Annotated in this window: 15 protein-coding genes; 9 read left to right on the forward strand and 6 right to left on the reverse strand. The window is 27.7% G+C overall.

Annotated elements, in window-relative coordinates:
- The first annotated feature begins 87 nt into the window (after positions 1 to 87).
- Positions 88 to 1,407 (forward strand): aminotransferase class III-fold pyridoxal phosphate-dependent enzyme, encoded by a 1,320-nt coding sequence (locus tag IC173_RS05690; protein WP_227850981.1) that lies wholly within the window; start codon positions 88 to 90, stop codon positions 1,405 to 1,407.
- 72 nt (positions 1,408 to 1,479) lie between these two features.
- Here the strand turns inward: IC173_RS05690 and IC173_RS05695 are convergent, their stop codons facing one another.
- From IC173_RS05695 to IC173_RS05720, 6 genes are all read right to left on the reverse strand, one after another.
- Entirely contained in the window at positions 1,480 to 1,914 is a 435-nt protein-coding gene (locus IC173_RS05695; protein WP_227855279.1) for a hypothetical protein, read from the reverse strand.
- An 89-nt stretch (positions 1,915 to 2,003) separates the two neighbouring features.
- Positions 2,004 to 3,380, reverse strand: a complete 1,377-nt coding sequence (gene hydG, locus IC173_RS05700; RefSeq protein ID WP_227855280.1) for a [FeFe] hydrogenase H-cluster radical SAM maturase HydG — start codon at positions 3,378 to 3,380, stop codon at positions 2,004 to 2,006.
- On the reverse strand, positions 3,381 to 4,466 hold the full coding sequence (hydE, locus tag IC173_RS05705; protein ID WP_227434809.1) for a [FeFe] hydrogenase H-cluster radical SAM maturase HydE: 1,086 nt from the start codon (positions 4,464 to 4,466) through the stop codon (positions 3,381 to 3,383).
- 35 nt (positions 4,467 to 4,501) lie between these two features.
- Entirely contained in the window at positions 4,502 to 5,710 is a 1,209-nt protein-coding gene (gene hydF / locus IC173_RS05710; RefSeq protein ID WP_227482538.1) for a [FeFe] hydrogenase H-cluster maturation GTPase HydF, read from the reverse strand.
- 14 nt (positions 5,711 to 5,724) lie between these two features.
- The gene (locus IC173_RS05715) at positions 5,725 to 5,976 is read right to left on the reverse strand and encodes a TM1266 family iron-only hydrogenase system putative regulator (RefSeq protein ID WP_227434807.1); all 252 of its coding nucleotides are present in this window, start codon (positions 5,974 to 5,976) and stop codon (positions 5,725 to 5,727) included.
- 379 nt (positions 5,977 to 6,355) lie between these two features.
- The gene (locus IC173_RS05720) at positions 6,356 to 7,396 is read right to left on the reverse strand and encodes a M42 family metallopeptidase (protein WP_227855281.1); all 1,041 of its coding nucleotides are present in this window, start codon (positions 7,394 to 7,396) and stop codon (positions 6,356 to 6,358) included.
- Positions 7,397 to 7,878: 482 nt separating this feature from the next.
- Here IC173_RS05720 and IC173_RS05725 point away from each other — a divergent pair, with 482 nt between their 5' ends.
- The 8 genes from IC173_RS05725 to IC173_RS05760 all read left to right on the forward strand — a co-directional run bounded on the left by IC173_RS05725 (position 7,879) and on the right by IC173_RS05760 (position 17,677).
- The gene (locus IC173_RS05725; protein WP_227855282.1) at positions 7,879 to 9,039 is read left to right on the forward strand and encodes a DUF819 family protein; all 1,161 of its coding nucleotides are present in this window, start codon (positions 7,879 to 7,881) and stop codon (positions 9,037 to 9,039) included.
- A 342-nt stretch (positions 9,040 to 9,381) separates the two neighbouring features.
- On the forward strand, positions 9,382 to 9,543 hold the full coding sequence (locus tag IC173_RS05730; protein ID WP_227434804.1) for a hypothetical protein: 162 nt from the start codon (positions 9,382 to 9,384) through the stop codon (positions 9,541 to 9,543).
- A gap of 189 nt (positions 9,544 to 9,732) precedes the next feature.
- Positions 9,733 to 10,362 carry an endonuclease/exonuclease/phosphatase family protein gene (locus IC173_RS05735; RefSeq protein ID WP_227434803.1) on the forward strand — a complete coding sequence of 210 codons (630 nt, stop codon included), beginning with the start codon at positions 9,733 to 9,735 and terminating at the stop codon, positions 10,360 to 10,362.
- A gap of 251 nt (positions 10,363 to 10,613) precedes the next feature.
- Positions 10,614 to 11,873, forward strand: a complete 1,260-nt coding sequence (locus IC173_RS05740) for a VanW family protein (protein ID WP_227855283.1) — start codon at positions 10,614 to 10,616, stop codon at positions 11,871 to 11,873.
- A 183-nt stretch (positions 11,874 to 12,056) separates the two neighbouring features.
- On the forward strand, positions 12,057 to 13,034 hold the full coding sequence (locus IC173_RS05745) for a protein kinase domain-containing protein (RefSeq protein ID WP_227855351.1): 978 nt from the start codon (positions 12,057 to 12,059) through the stop codon (positions 13,032 to 13,034).
- Between the two features lie 250 nt (positions 13,035 to 13,284).
- Positions 13,285 to 14,352: an RNA ligase RtcB family protein gene (locus IC173_RS05750; protein ID WP_227434800.1), complete on the forward strand. Its 1,068-nt coding sequence runs from the start codon at positions 13,285 to 13,287 to the stop codon at positions 14,350 to 14,352.
- Between the two features lie 507 nt (positions 14,353 to 14,859).
- Positions 14,860 to 16,776 (forward strand): endonuclease MutS2, encoded by a 1,917-nt coding sequence (locus tag IC173_RS05755; protein ID WP_227482543.1) that lies wholly within the window; start codon positions 14,860 to 14,862, stop codon positions 16,774 to 16,776.
- Positions 16,777 to 16,927: 151 nt separating this feature from the next.
- Positions 16,928 to 17,677: an ABC transporter ATP-binding protein gene (locus IC173_RS05760; protein WP_227482544.1), complete on the forward strand. Its 750-nt coding sequence runs from the start codon at positions 16,928 to 16,930 to the stop codon at positions 17,675 to 17,677.
- Positions 17,678 to 17,698: the final 21 nt, after the last annotated feature.

The following is a 17,698-nucleotide window of genomic DNA, read 5'->3' on the forward strand; positions in this document are numbered from 1 at the left end:
ATATAAAGAATTTTATATAAAAATATCTTTATAAATTGCAATAATTCTAAAAATATAAATTTACTTAAAGAGGGGAATGATTTGCCAATGAGCGAGATAACTAGTCAAATGATAAGTACAGAAGAAAAAAAATATGTTGCTAAGACTCAAAAAATACCTTATTATCCAGTAGCATTTAAATCAGGTGAAGGTGCGATGTTATATGATTATGAAGGTAATGAGTATGTAGACTTTTTAGCAAGTGCAGGCTCTGCAAATGTAGGTCATGGAAATAAGGAAATCTCACAAGCAGTTAAAGAACAAATGGATGATATCACACAATATACACTTGCATATTTTCATAGTGATCCTCCTGTAAAGTTAGCTGAAAAGCTTGTGGAAATAGCCCCTGGAGATAATGATAAGAAAGTATTATACAGCGCAACAGGCTCTGCTTGTATAGATGCTGCTATAAAATTAGCAAGAGGATATACTGGAAGAACAAAAATAATATCTATGTGTGAATCATATCATGGAAGTACTTATGGAGCTATATCTATATCTGCATTAAGTACAAATATGAGAAGAAAAATGGGTCCATTATTACCAGAAGTTTATCACTTCCATTATCCAGATAAAAATAGAACTGCCAAAGAATGTTTAGATGAAATGGAATATGCTTTTGCACACTACTTACCAGTAGAAGAAGTAGCTGCAATATTTATAGAACCAATTGCAGGAGATGCAGGAATAATAGTGCCTCCAGTAGAATGGATTAAAGGATTAAGTAAAATATGTAAAGAAAATGGAATACTACTTATAAGTGATGAAATACAGCAAGGTATGGGAAGAACAGGTAAATGGTTTGGTATAGAAAATTTTGGTGTTGAAGCAGACCTTATAGTTCTTGGAAAATCTGTTGGTGGAGGATTACCTTTAGGAGCAGTTGTTGGAAGAACAGAAATAATGCAAAGTCTTGATGCACCAGCACATCTATTTACTTTAGCTGGAAATACAACAGTATGTGTAGCTGCTTTAAAATCTATAGAAATAATTGAAAGAGAAAATTTACTTCAAAAGAGTATAGAAATGGGAGATTATATTAAAGCAGGATTTGAAAAACTAAAAGAAAAATACGATATAATTGGAGAAATAAGAGGCTTAGGTTTATCTATAGGAGTTGATATAGTTAAAGGAAAAGGTTCTACTGAAAAACATCCAGATGCTACAGCTAAGATATGCTACAGATGTATACAAACTGGTTTGATAATGATATTCTTAGGACAATCCACTTTAAGAGTACAACCACCTTTAGTAATAACTAAGGAAGAAGTAGATAAAGCAATGAGTATTATAGATTCTGCAATAGATGATTATTTAAATGGTAGAATTGGTGACGAAGTTTATGAAGTAACTCAAGGTTGGTAAAATAGATATTAAATAAGAAAGAGTTATCTCAATTTTAGAAAATAATTTCTGAAATGAGATAACTCTTTTAAGTTACCCACAAGTAAGAAGATTAGTCGATTCATTAAAGATTATGTTTTGGGTATTACTTTTGTGAGTATTAGAAACAGTATTGCGAGAGTAGTTACTCTTACTCGAACTATCTGTCAGTTTTGTTATAATCAAAATTGCTAAAAGAATAAAAATTACTGTGTATAAAGCAATAACATATGGTTTTCTTTTATATTTGTATTTGTTATTAAAAAAAGAATGTCCATAATTATCTTTATTGACCTTATGTTTATTTATATTTGTATTCTTTTTTTTGTTATTCTTCTTTTTATCATCCTTTTTTCTATTTTTAGGGTAAGGAATGACTTTGTGTGTATCATCAAGTTTGACATTTTTATTTTTTTGAATATTGTTTTCTAGGCTAGCTTTTTTTTCTCCAAATTGAATAGTTTTATTGGTATTGTTGTTATCTTTCAATGTTAATCTCCCTCCCTTAAACTTTCCCTTTAGATAATATTACTACTAACCTATAGAATATACAATAATAATATACAACGAATAAAATTTTATAAGTATAAATCTCTTTCCCCACGTTCTAAGGCAGTCATATTGTTAGATACGATGTTTCTTATGTCTTCTCTTTCTATCTTAGATATTTCTTCAGTAATAAGTTTTTTACCCATAGTTTTAAGTTCTTCGTCACCATAATCAATTAAAAATTCATTCAATGTAGTAAGTGCATTTGGTGTGCAGACATTGTGAATTTGATGACTCTTAGCCAAACTCATAAATCTATCTCCAGTTCTACCTTTTCGATAACAGGCTGTACAGTAACTAGGGATATATCCATCAGTGATTAATTCCTTAAGGACTTCTACAGGGCTTCTGTGGTCTCCAACCTCAAATTGTTCTGTATTGTCACCATCTTCATATGCTTTATATCCACCAACACCTGTTAGAGAACCTGCACTAACTTGTGATACACCATATTTTAGTAATTCATTTCTCATTTCAGCAGTTTCCCTAGTAGACATTATAATTCCAGTAAAAGGAACTGCCAATCTAGTTATAGCTACAATTTTTTTGAACATATCATCAGAAACTAAATGAGGGAAATTTTCTAAACTCATACCCTCAGCCTTTTTTAATCTAGGGAAAGATATAGTATGGAATCCTACACCAAATTTTTCTTCTAGGTGTTCATTATGCATCATAAGTCCTAAAACTTCAAATTTAGGGTCAGCTAGACCAAATAAAACTCCTGCACCAACATCATCAACTCCAGCTTCCATGGCTCTATCAAAAGCTGTTAAATGGTAGTAGTAATCATTTTTTATAGACTGACCATGCATCTTTATAAATGTTGGCTTATGGTAAGTTTCTTGAAATAGTATATAAGTTCCTATTCCTTTTTCTTTTAGTAGTTTATATTCTTCTACACTAGTAGCTGCTATGTTAACGTTTACCCTTCTTATGTTTCCATTTTCATTATATGTTGAATAAATTGCATCTAAGCAGTCTAATATATAATTTATATCACAATTTTTAGGGTCTTCACCAGCTTCTAAAGCAAGTCTTTTATGACCCATTTTTTCAAGTATTTTAACTTCTTCTCTTATTTCGTCCATAGTAAGTTTTTTTCTTTTAAATTTATTACATGTATTGAAACCACAGTAAACACATTCATTTACACAGTAGTTTGATACATAAAGAGGGGCAAATAAAACCACTCTATTACCATATATTTCATTTTTTATTTGCCCAGCTATACTAAATAATCTATCAAGTTGTTTTTTATCTTCTACTTCAAGAAGTGTAGCTATATCTTTATAACTAAGTTTTTCTCTTCTATCAGCCTTATCAAGTACTTTCTCAATATCATCCGAAGTTGAATTTTTTGCATCCTCTAACAAAGAATTAATAAGTTCATGTTTTATGAACATTTACAAACGCCTCCATTCAATATTATCACCACGAGAGTAGTCAACTTTAAGTCCTAGTGACTTGATATTTTCCTCTAAACTCTGGTGATATTCACAAGCTTCTTGACCAGTAAAGGCTTTGTTATCATAAAGAGAATATTGTTTTCTAAATTCTTGAGGAGAAAGGTTTGGCATAATTACATTACAACCAGCTAAAAGACCTGCATTTCTACCACTAGGGTTTATAGATGCAAGAGCTGTTGTAGCAGGTAATAAGACTTTTGGAAGTAGAAGTCTTGTAATTGAAAGCATAAGTAGTGTTTTTTCTAAATCACCATGTTTATAATCTTTAAAGATTGTATCATGATGTGGGATAAAAGGTCCTATACCAACCATATGAGGATTTAACTCTTTTAGGTATAATAAGTCACGAACAAGGTCCTCATTGCTTTGGAATGGTGACTCAACCATAAATCCAGCACCTACTTGATAACCAATTTCCTTGAGGTTTTTAAGGCATTCTTTTCTAGTTCTAAGTTCAATGTTTGGCGGATGTAATTTTTTGTAATGGCTGTCTGTAGCAGTTTCATGTCTTAAAAGATATCTATCTGCACCACTTAAAAAGTATTTTTTATAGGAGTCATAGCTTTTTTCTCCTAATGATAATGTTATAGCACAATCCTCATATTTATTTTTGATACTTGAAACAATCTCACATATCTTATCATCAGTAAAATATGTGTCTTCACCACCTTGTAAAACAAAAGTTCTGTATCCTATCTTATAACCTATATCACAACATTCAAGTATTTCATCCGTTGAAAGTCGATATCTTGTAATATTTTTGTTAGAAGATTGTATACCACAGTAGTAACAATTGTTTTTGCAGTAGTTTGTAAGTTCTATAAGCCCTCTTAAGTAGACTCTATTTCCATAGTGTTTATTTCTCATATCGCTAGCTTGCTTGTAAAGATAGTTTCTCAAATTTTGTTCAAAGTTATATTCTTCATTGTCGATATTCTCTATTAAGTATAGTAGTTCATCAAAGCTTAGTGAATTAATGCTGTAAAGTTTATCTATAAAGTATTTAATCTTATTTTTAGTCATATCTTAGTATGTATTTATTAAATATATTTAAATTTTTAGTAATTGAAAAGTTCAAGGGATCTTTCCAAAATACCTTTTGTATATGCTATTAAAATACCATAGTTTACGATAGGTACATTGAAAGATTTTGCCTTTTCTATTCTAGATAACATTCCAGCTCTATTCATCATACAAGCTCCACAGTGAACTACAAGTGCATATTTAGTTATATCTTCAGTGAAAGATACTCCAGAACTAAATTCAAAAGTAATATTTTTACCAGTTTTCTTTCTAATCATATTAGGGATTTTAACTGTTCCAATATCATCAGTTTGTCTGTGATGAGTGCAACCTTCAGCCATCAAGACCTTGTCACCATCTTTTAAATTTTCTAAAGCATAGGCACCATCAATTAATTCTTTAAGGTCTCCTTTTTGTCTAGCGAACAATATAGAAAAAGATGTAAGAGGAATATCTTTTGGAGTATCTTTATCCACTTGTGGAAATACTTGAGAGTCAGTAATAACAAGCTTAGGTTTTTTACCTAAATTAGATAGAGTTTCTTTTAAGCTATCTTCTTTTGTAACTATAGAAATTGCTCCAATATCCAAAATATCTCTTATAACTTGCTGTTGAGGAAGTATAAGCCTACCTTTTGGAGCTGCCTTATCTATTGGAACAACTAAGACAACTAAATCATTTGGCTCGATTAAATCTGATACCAATTTAAACTCATTACTGTCTTTAGGCAAAACCTTTATTATTTCATTTTTTAAATCTTCAATTCCAATTTTATCTGTTGATGAGACAGAAACAACTGGACATTTAACTTTATTTTTAGTTAAGTTTAAAATTTCAGATTGATTTTTAATTGTATCAATCTTGTTAAGTACTAAAATATGAGGTATATTTTTATCATTAAACTTTTCAATTAGTGATAAATCTTCTTTTGACACACCAATTTGGCAATCCACTACTAGTAAAGCTATGTCTGTCTTTTCTAAAATATCTAATGATTTGCTTATTCTAAGCTCACCAAGTTCACCAACATCGTCAAGACCAGCAGTATCTATAAGAACACAAGGTCCTATAGGAAGGATTTCCATTGGTCTAAATACTGGGTCTGTAGTAGTTCCAGCAATATCTGATACTATTGCAGCACTTTGATTTGTTATAGCGTTTATTACGCTAGATTTACCTGCATTTCTTTTACCAAAGAGACCTATATGTACTCTTATTGATTGTGGAGTAGAATTTAGACTCATTTGTACTCACCACCTTAAATTTCTTTTTTTGATATACTAGTTTTTACAGATACATGAGGTATATTTCCCAATTTACCAGTCAAACTATTGATAATATCCATTTCGCCAACAACTGCTATACATACAATTGAGACACCTTCTTCTTCACAAGGAATTCCCATTCTACCTTTAATAATACCTTTAAAAGTTGATACAACTTCATTAAATTTAAGCTGACATTCTTTTGGTTCTTCCAAAATAGCACTTATAACCGCAACCTTTTTCATAAATATCCTCCTAACTCAGAAAATATGTTCTTAAACAAATCCAAAATCAAAAAACTTTTCTTTTTAAAGAAAAGTTTCTACAAAAGAAAAGTTATTAATTACACAATTATAATGTGCTATATTAAACTATTTCCTTACAGATTAGATAACTCTTTTCTGGTAGGGTTAGCTTGTAAAATTTATTTTAACAACAATTAGCTAAAGAAAATTTTTATACAATTTGTGTGAATCATATAAAAATTAACTAAAGAAAATTGAAGTTACTTATATAATAGTAGTAAATCGAGATTAAGTCTATAGAAAAACCAATTTTTGTATAAAAATAAAAATAAAAATTGGTTATTTACAAAGAAATGACTTTAATAAAATATATAGTTAATTATTTTTTTAGCATGTAGTTTATAAGAAGTTTTAGAGTATTTTCAATTGCTTCTATATGAGTTCTTTCGTAGTGGTGGCTATTATTTGTTCCAGGGCCAACACAAGCTATTTGAACATCTTCTCCCCAACGAATAGCCTCTGAAGCATCTGAACCATAAAAAGTAAATACATCGACAGCATAATCTAAATTATTATCTTCTGCAACATCTACAAGTTTATTTCTTAAACTAAAATCATATAGAGATAAGTTATCTTTTGCAACTATAGTTACACCATGTTCACTAGATGTTTGACTTGGTCCAGTAGGTGCTATATCTATTGCTATAAATTCTCTAGTTTTTTCAGGTAAAGCTTTAGAGACACCATGTCCAATTTCCTCATAATTACTTATATAAAAGTTAGTAGTATGCTTAGGTATTAAGTTGTTTTCCTTAAAGTATCTAGCTATTTCAAGAACCATTGCTACAGCTGCTTTGTTATCTATATATCTAGATTTTATAAAACCAGATTCTGTAGTTTCAAAACGATGGTCTAGACATACAAAATCTCCAACATTTATTCCCAAATCCAAAACATCCTGTTTATTAAATACTTTTTCATCAAGTCTAATAATCATTGTTTCTTCATTTCTTTCAGATGCAGCTTTTGTCTGTCCATATATATGAGTAGAAGCGTATTTAAACACAACACTTCCTCTAACTTTTTTACCTTTTCTAGTTATAACAGTGCAATTTTCACCTTCTATAGCGGCCCAACAACCACCACCGACTTTATGGTATTTAAGAGTACCATCTGGTGATATTTCTTTTACCATAGCACCAAGTGTATCCATGTGTGCAGATATTGTTATTTGATTTGAATCATCTTCACCAGGAAGAGTAGCTATAAGAGCACCTTTTTTTGTAAGAGTAGTATTAAGACCTAAAGTTTCAAAATCCTTTTTGCTTTCTAAAACTGCATTTTCAGTATATCCAGCTGGACTTGGTATATCAAGATACTTCTTCATCAAATTTATAGTATTAGTTAAATTTAAATTCATATTATTTCCTCCTAAAAAATGTATATTCATACAAATTATAACATAAATACGAATGTTCTGAAAACTGTATTTGAAAGAAAAATTTCTAAATCTATTAAAAAAAATAATATATAAGGTAAAATTAATTTATATTATATGGGTTTAAGTTGAAAATAGTTTTATTGTATAAATAATAAAAATAAATAAAAAACAAATAAACAAATAAAAACAAATAAATAAAATATTTAGTTTAATTCTCTTTACAAATAAAGATTTTAGTAATAAAATAATTTTTGAAAAAGATTTTAAATTCAGACTATTCGTTTTTAAAGTAATTAATCTGTAAACCTTTATTAATATGTGTAAATAGTTGGTTATATATGTATTTAATTAGCTAAATATAAATAAAAAAGTTTATTTTAATTATTTTCATTATTGGGAAAAAATTTATTAGGAATTATAAAAAATCTGGATTACTTAGAAAAAGAGAGGGTGTGTATAATGTGATTGAAAACGGATTCGTATTTTGTAGTTTTTTAGTTGTATTTGTAGGTGGCATTTTTTACATGGTTGATAAACTAAAATGGAAGATATTCGATGTTATTAATCCAATGCTTTTAATCTATTTAGGAGCTGCTATACTTGCATCATTTGGTTTATTTGCACAAAATGAAGAAGTTGGTATCTATCAGAATATAATAACCGTAAATTTTCTACCATTAATGTTAGTATTCTTATTAATTCAATGTGATTTAAGAAAAATATTAAAAATGGGCCCTAAAATGTTATTATCATTTTTCTGTGCTACATTGACATTTATGCTTGGATTTGTTATAGCCTTTATAATTTTTAAAGGTTCAATGGGTGCAGATTCATGGAAAGTTCTTGGTGCAGCATCTGGGTCATGGATAGGTGGTTCATCAAATATGATTGCAGCAGCTAATGCTCTAGGTGTTGCAGAAGAAGGGCTTAGTTATGCAATACTTATGGGTTCTATAGGATATACAGTATGGATGTCTGTTTGTCTAATGTCTGTAAAATTTGGACCTAAATTTAACAAATGGACAAAATGTGATACAAGTTTTATAGATGAGGTTACAGAAAAGCTTGAGAAAGAAAATAAAGATAATACAGCACCTACGTTTGTGGAACTTATGACTTTATTATCTGTTGGATTTGGAGTTGCAGCATTTGCACAGATTGTATCTAAGATACTTCCAACTTCAGGCATACTTAATGAGACTATGTGGGTAGTGCTTGTTGCCTCTACAGTATCAATATTGTTAGGTATGACTAAGATATCAAAACTTAAAGGAAGTACATTAGTAGGAAATGTGTTTATGTACTTGCTTCTTGCAGCAACAGGAAGTAAAGCAAATTTCTTTGGACTATCAGAGGCTCCTGTTTACATAATGTTTGGATTAGTAGTAGTTCTTGTACATGCCATTTCATTTATAGGACTTGCAAAACTATTTAAATTAGACTTATTTACTTGTGAGGTAGGAAGTATAGCTAATATAGGTGGTGTAACTACAGCACCAATGATTGCTGGGGTTCATAATCCAGTATTAATTCCAGTAGGTGTACTTATGGGGCTTTTAGGAAATGTTATAGGAACTTATTGTGCTCTTATAGTTACTCAAATATTACATATGTTAGCTTAATGAAACTATAGTATAAAGCTAAATAATTCATATCAAAAAAGTTATTTCAATTTAAGCATAAGCTTTTATCGAAATAACTTTTTTTATTTGGCAAAATAAGTCGTTTTAAAAAGTTGTTTTGACATATTTAGTGAATAATATTGTAAAAATTACCAATAACGATATATATTTAATTTTTATATTGAATCGAACGTTTGTATGATGTATAATAAATATATAGAACGAATGTTTGCAGAACGAATGTTTTTTGAAATTATTTTAATAATTTATGAATATATATCACAATGCATAAATATATTTAAATATAAAGATAAAAAGAATTTAAAGGAGTGTTGATAACTTATGATAATTCCATCAAGAAAAATACAGGATATAACATTAACAAATTTAAAAAATGGTGAAGTGACTTTAATTGAATTAGATGAAATATATAAAAAGATGGGATTTTTATTTGTTGTAAGTGAAGGCAAATTGAAAAAAATAAAAAAGGAGAATCATCATTAAAAATGCATAAAATAAATACTATAAAATTTTGTAAAACCTAACTTATGTAGAATATAAATACTTAAGTTAGGTTTTTTGTGATAAAATCTGTGATTACTTGAGTTTTAGAAAGCAGTACAGTGTTTTATAAACTAAAAAATAAATGAGTTTAAATCTCAAGGGCATAATACTGCATAAGAGGTGATATTAATGAAAATAGTAACCTACAATATTCATAAAGGTATGGATTCAAATAATAAATTGACATTATCTAAAATGGGAATATATTTAAAGAACTTAAATTGTGATGTAGTTTGTTTGCAGGAAGTACTATACCCTCAATTTTTAGCTTTAAAGGCTGTTTTAAATATGGATGGTGTATTTGCCACAAATGTAAAAAAGGTAAATATGTTATATGGAATTTGTACATTTACAAAATTAAAAATATTAAACAATAATCATTTTTTTTTAACTAGTAAAAAAGAACAGCGAGGAGCACTTTGTATAACTGTAGATGATTATGGAAGAATTATAAATATTATAAATGTTCACTTAGGTTTAGATAGAGAAGAGAGAGCAAAGCAACTGGATGAAATAATAGACTATAGAAATAGATTAGTAGGAGCTGTTGTTTTATGTGGTGATTTCAATGAAAAAAATATCTCTTTAGATATGTTTAGTGATATGGCTGTTTGTCTAAATAAATCTCAGTTTGCAACCTTTGAAAAGTCAAATTCTAGGATAGATTATATTTTTGTTGATAGAAAAACTGAACTAAAAGGATATATAGTAGAGAAGATTTATTTATCAGACCATTATCCAGTAATAGGATATATTTGATTTTTAATGTAACTTAATCAATATTCGTAAATAAAGAGTAAATTTTTTATTAAGGTATAATTAAAAAAATATAATTAAAAAGTGTCAAAAAGAAATCTAATTATAAGACATAAATTTACAATAAAGTTACATTTGCTTAAATGTCTTGTTTAAAAAAAGCTATTCAAATATAATCTAAAGTAGTTTTGAAAGGGAAACTTTAATAAGCAAAATTAAGATAAGTTAAGTTAGTGTTAAAATGAGGTGAATTTATGAGCAGAAGTACAACAAGGGTTTCAAAATTAGGAAAAGAAAAAAAACGAAATTTTATAATAGTGTTAGCAGTTTTAGCTGTAGCGATTGGTGTGTCTACTTATTTTTTTAACAACAAATTTCTATATAATGGGAAAATAGCTAAAAATGTATATATAGAAGATATAAATGTATCCGATATGAGCAAAGAAGAAGCATTAAAAGCTGTAACAGATAAGTATACTCCAGAAGACCTGAATCTTACTTATGATGGAAAAGATTATAAAATATCTCCAAATGATATTGATTTAAAATATAACACAGAAGAAGTTGTAAAAAATGCTTATGAGAGTACAAAAAAAGGTTCTTACTTTCAAAACTTAAAGAAGTATATTGATATAAGAATAAATAAGCTATCCCTGAAAATAGAATCTGGATATGATGAGGCAAAACTTAGTGCTCAAGTATCTTCAGTAGCAGATAGCATCAACGTTAAAATGAAAAATGCTTCAGTTAGTGTTGGAAGTGGTGGATTAAATTACACAGAGTCTGTTATAGGTAGAGAATTTGACTTGGCATCAAATAAAGAATCTATATACAACATGATAAAAAATAAAGAGCATAAGCCTTTAGAACTAAAAGTAAACCTTCAAAAACCAGATATAACGACAGAACAAGTAAAATCTGTGAATTCTGTTATAGGTCAATATTCAACAACATATTCTCAATCTGTATCAGGTAGAGCATATAATGTGGCATTGTCAGCAAGAAAAACTAGTGATGTTTTACTAATGCCAGGTGAAGAATTTTCATATAATAAGCTTACAGGGCCTAGCAATAAAGCTAATGGTTACAAAGATGCACCAGTTATAGTTTATGGAAAATTAGAGCAATCAGCAGGTGGAGGTGTTTGTCAAACATCTTCAACAGTTTATAATGCAGCTCTTCTTTCAGGTATGGAAATAACACAAGTTACAAACCACTCATCTGCATCTACTTATGTACCAAGAGGTAGAGATGCTACGGTAAGTGATGGAGGATTAAATTTAAAATTTAAAAATCCATATAACCATCCTGTATATATTAAAAATTATGCAGGTGGAGGAAGTGTATCATCTATAGTATATGGTAATTCTGGTGATAAACCAAATATATCTATAGAAGTAAAAAACACTGGAAAAGATAAATATTCTACATATAGGATGTATAAAGACTCAAATGGAAAAGTCATAAAAAGAGAACATATATCAAATAGTTCTTATAAAGAATTGAAAAAATAGATTATTTTTTAGCTTAATATTGAATTGATACAAAAAACAAGAGAGTTGATAACTCTCTTGTTTTTTGTATAAGAGTAGACTTATTAATTGTCGTTTTGATATTAGAATCATTAATATATAGAAAATATTCCTATATATTGGTATAATTATAAATAGATTTAGTTATATAAAATGTATGAGGAGGTGACAGGGTTGAATTTTATAGGCAATAGGTATGAGGTAGTAAATTCTGATGACGTTTTAGAAATTAACAAAATCTATAAAGCTAGGGATGTTTTTTACAGAAAAAATGTGTTAATAAAAGTTATAAAACACAATAACTATATTTGTGAAGATTTTGTATCAAATTTAATTGATGAAAGTACTGCTTTAGATGAAATAAACTCTCCTTATATACTAAAAATAATTGATGTTGGGATTCATTGTACAGAAGAAACAACATTATATTATATTGTAAGTGAAGACTTTGATGGTATTGGCCTAGATGAATTAATTCTAGGTAATTATCTTCATCTAGAAGCAATTATAAATATAATGATACAAGTTTTAAAGGCTTTAGAAATGATACATAGAAATTATTCATATCATGGCAGTTTAAAATCAAGTAGTATAATGGTGAATACAGAATATAATATTAAAATTTGTGATTTTGGAATTACAAAAGCAAATAATGGGGTTAATACAAGAAGCTATGGAAATAGAAGATATTTATGTCCACATCAACTATGTATAAACTATACTGATAGAGAGAGTGATTTTTTCGCAACAGGTCTTATTTTGTTTGAGTCTATATTTAAGAAATTACCTTTTGGAGAAGCAAATTCAGAAGAAAAAATGTTACAATTGATTGATAAAGGGCTAGATTGGAATAGTATAAGAGCAATTAATGGGAACATAGAACTTATAAATGTTATAAAAAGACTGCTTGGTAGAAATAATAAATATACTAGAGCTAATGATATTATTGTTGACCTTAGTAAGGTAATGTATGAAAAAGCATATATAGAGGTTGAAGATAAATTAGAAGAAGAACCAAAAAAAATTGTTCAGGTTAAAAAAGAAGATAAAAGTAAAGTGAGAAGAAAATTACATAAAAAAATTGTTGTTGCTGGTTTAGCTATAGTTATGATTTCAATGATTATTATAGGTTCTATAATATAAAAATTATATATTGTATATTTTAAAATAAATGTCTACAAATAATATACATATAGATTAAAATTTTAGTATTGTTTTAATTATGAGAGGAAGTGGTTATTATGTTAGCAAAAAATAATGAGGTGTTAAACGTTTAAGAGTATTTTAACAAATAGCCACCTGCTTTTGTAGTTTAAAATAAAAAAGCTGTGGCTAAAAGTCACAGCTTTTTGCTACTTTTTAAAGGCAGGAGTATATTAAAAAGGAGCAAAGTATGAGTGAAATAAAAATAATAGCAAGTAACAAGTGTTGGATTGAAGATATAGCAAAGAAACAACTTGAAGATATTTTAAAATTGAATGGAGTTTTAAGAATAGTAGGATTGCCTGATTTACATGCAGGTAAAATACCTGTGGGCCTAGCAGTTGAAACCAAAGATATTATCTATCCACATATAATTGGAAATGATATAGGTTGTGGCATGACTTTATTTAAAACTGGAATCTCCAAAAAGAAATTTAAAAAAGATAGATGGATTAAACGTCTTTATGAAATTAAAGATTTATCTGATATAAAAATAATAAATCCATATGAAGAGGAATGCCCAATATCAAATTTGGGGACTATTGGAAGTGGAAATCATTTTATAGAATTTCAATGTGTAAATAAAATTCACAATAAAGAAAAATTTGAACTATTAAGATTTTCATCTGATGACATAATGATGTTAGTTCATTGTGGGTCAAGAAATTACGGAGAAACCATACTTAAAAAATTTTATAATAAAAATGGTATTGAAGTTGGAAGTGAAAAAGAAAGAGATTATATGATAAATCATGATAAAGCTTTAATCTGGTCAGAGCGTAATCGTGAAATTGTTAGTAAAAAAATCATGCAATCAATAGGTATATCTAGAGATATTGAAAAAATATTGTCTATAAATCATAATTTTATAGAAAAAAGGGAAGATAAATTCATACATAGAAAAGGTGCTGTTTCAAGTGAAAGAGGAGCTGTAATTATACCTGGTTCAAGAGGAAGTCTATCATATATAGTTATGCCTACTGAAAATACAGAACTGTCTTTATATTCTCTATCACATGGAGCTGGTAGAAAATGGTCTCGCTCAATTTGTAAATCTCGTCTTAAAAATAAGTATAATAAAGATACTATAAAACAAACAAAATTTAAAAGTCATATTCTATGTAATGATATAAACTTGTTATTTCAAGAGGCTTCAGAAGCATATAAAAATATAGAACAAATTATTGAAAGTTTGATAGAATATAAGCTTATTCAAGTAGTGGCAACTATGAAACCACTAATTACTTATAAAGGGTAATTTTAAAAATTATATTAAATTATAAATAACTGATTTTATTAAAGCATATTAAGAATGCTTTGATACTATCAGTTATTTTTTTGTTTTTTGTTAGGGTTAATAATTTAAAGAGCTTAACTTCATAATATGTAATTTTTATAAAATTACATTCTGTAAGAAATGTTGGGTATAAATGAAAGAATAAACATTATTTTTATTTTAATAGTGAGTATTATAGGTGTTTTATTATGTTAAAAGATAAATAAATTTATTTATATTGACACTAGGATATAATTTATGAAATAATGTTAAAGTGACTAAAATAGTTAAGTAAAAATAGAAAAGGAGCAGTGTTTTATGAAAAAGAATACTAACATTAGTGAGTCCGGGGTTAGACTTCTTAATAAATAAGGAGTTTAATGAACAATAATTCCTTATTTATTAAGTCGATTACAAATAATTATTATAAAAATAAGTGAAATAGTTATTTAAAATTCATGACTTATAAATAAAGGAGAAAGTAAAATAATGAATAGTAATACAATTGAAAGACTACAACTAAATGAGGTTAAAGAATTAATAAAAATACATTGTGTAAGTTCACTTGGAAGAAATTTAATAGACAAATTAACTCCTAGTGGTAATATTGAAGTAGTAAGAAGGAAATTAAAAGAAAATAAAGAAGCTAGAAAAATAATTGAAAATAGTAATCATATACCACTTGAAGGGTTGTTTAATGCAGGTTCTACAATAGATAAAATTGAAAAAGGAATGATAATAGAACCTATTGAACTTGTAAATATAGAGGATTTTTTAAGAGGTTGTAGGAAGATGAAAGCTTTTATGTTAGACAAAGAATTTTATTCGCCTACATTAAGTTCTTATGCTTTAAATATAACAGAATGCAAAAACATAGAGGAAGAGATAAACTACTGCATAAAATCAAATAAAGTTGATTCTAATGCCAGTAAAGAATTAAAAAAGGTAAGAAGAAATATAGAAGTTACAGAAGGAAAAATAAAAGATAGATTAAATAAGTTTATAACATCAAGTATAAACAAAAAGTATATACAAGAGTTTATAATAAGTAAAAGAAATGATAGATATGTAATACCAATTAAATCTTCTTATAAAAATGAAGTTGATGGTACTATATTAGATACTTCATCAAAAGGAAATACTGTATTCGTTGAACCAATAAGTGTGTCAAATTTAAGTACAGAATTGACTATGTTAAAAGCTGACGAGACTATTGAAGAATATAAGATATTATCTTATTTAACAGAGCTTATATTTGATAAAATAACTCAGATAAAGTTAAATATAGAAATACTTTCTGAATATGATATGGTATTTGCAAAAGCTAAATATAGTCAAAAAATAAATGGTATTACTCCAAGAATAAACAACAATGGATATATAAAAATAATCAAAGGTAAGCACCCACTTTTAACAGGAGATGTGGTACCTTTAGATTTTGAAATAGGTAAAAGTTATAGAAGTCTTGTAATAACAGGACCTAATGCAGGTGGAAAAACTGTAACTCTTAAGACTGTTGGTCTATTAACTTTGATGGTTCAATGTGGTTTTGATATTTCTGCTAAAGAAGACAGCGAACTAAGTGTATTTGAAAAAGTGTTTGTAGATATAGGAGATAATCAAAGTATTGAAAATGCTCTAAGTACTTTTTCATCACACATAAAAAATATTGCAGAAATTATGGACTCATCAAATAATTCTACACTTGTTCTATTTGATGAGATAGGTAGTGGAACTGAACCCAATGAAGGAGCAGGACTAGCAATATCATTGCTAGAAGAGTTTTATAGTATGGGATGTATAACAATAGCATCAACTCATTATGGCGAAATAAAAAAGTTTGCTAATTTGCATCCAGAATTTGAAAATGCAGGTATGATGTTTGATAAAGAAACTTTAGAACCATTATATAAATTAACAATAGGAAAATCTGAAGATAGTAATGCTCTTTTTATTTCTAAAAAGATGGGAATAAAAAATAAGGTATTAAGTAGAGCTAAAGAATATATAACTGATAGAAACTACAATTTAGATTTAGTTAAGAGAAGTAAATTAAAATCCCATACTGAAAATAAAGATAATGTTGAATTTATTTCCAATTATACAGAGTATAATACAGGTGATAAAGTAAAATTATTGGATGAAAATGACTTTGGAGTTGTGTATAAACCTAGAGACAAATTTAATAATGTAGAAATATTATTTAAAGACAATTTTGTTTTAGTAAATATAAAAAGATTAGAACTTAGTATAAAAGCAGAAGAGTTATATCCAGAAGGATATGATTTAAATTCATTGTTTACTAGTTTTAAAGATAGAAAATTAGAAAAAGACATTCATAGAGGTTCAAAAAAAGCTCTTAAACAGATTCAAAGAGAAATTAGAGAAAATAGAAAACAAATGTAAAAAACATAAATGACTATTTAAAATGTAAATAATTATTTTACAAAACATGAGTAATAAATGCGATTATTTTTGCGTATTTTACTCATGTTTTTTTGTGTGTAAAAATTTATACTTTAAACATAGATGAAATAATATTAAAGGAGGTATAAATATGGATGTTCTATTATCTGTAAAAGATGTAACAAAGACTTACAGTAAAAATAAAAAACCAAGTTTGAATCATGTTTCATTCGAGGTAAATTCTGGTGAATTTGTTGGAATTATGGGAGCATCAGGTTCTGGAAAAACAACTTTACTAAATGTATTATCTACAATAGATAGTGTAAATAGTGGTGAGATAATAATTAATGGTGTAAATTTAAAAGAATTAAATAATAACTCTACTGCGGATTTTATAAAGGATAATATTGGATTTATATTTCAAGAATACTTTTTGATTGATAGTTTGAATGTTTTTGAAAATATAGCTGTACCACTTACTTTAAAACATATGCAAGCAAGTGAAATCGAAGATTCTATCAAGTTATTGACAAAACGTTTTGGAATAGATTCAACTTTGTATAAGTATCCAAATGAGTTATCTGGTGGTCAATGTCAAAGGGTTGCTGCAGCAAGAGCTATTATAAAAAAACCATCTATAATACTTGCAGATGAGCCAACTGGAGCACTTGACTCAGTATCAGCAAATGAGTTACTAAAAACACTAAGTGATGTAAATCGAGAATTAAAAACTACTATATTGATGGTAACACATGATGCTTATGTAGCTAGTTTTTGTAGTAGAATTTTGATTTTTAGGGATGGTCAAATTATAGATGAACTTCAAAAAAATGAAAAAAATCATAAAGATTTCTTTGAAGCTATAGTTAGCAAGACCAGTAAACTAGAAGAAATATATTAGTATACATTAAAAGGAGATAGT

Origin of the sequence: Clostridioides sp. ES-S-0048-02, from assembly GCF_020658495.1 — a bacterium.
GTDB lineage: Bacteria > Bacillota > Clostridia > Peptostreptococcales > Peptostreptococcaceae > Clostridioides.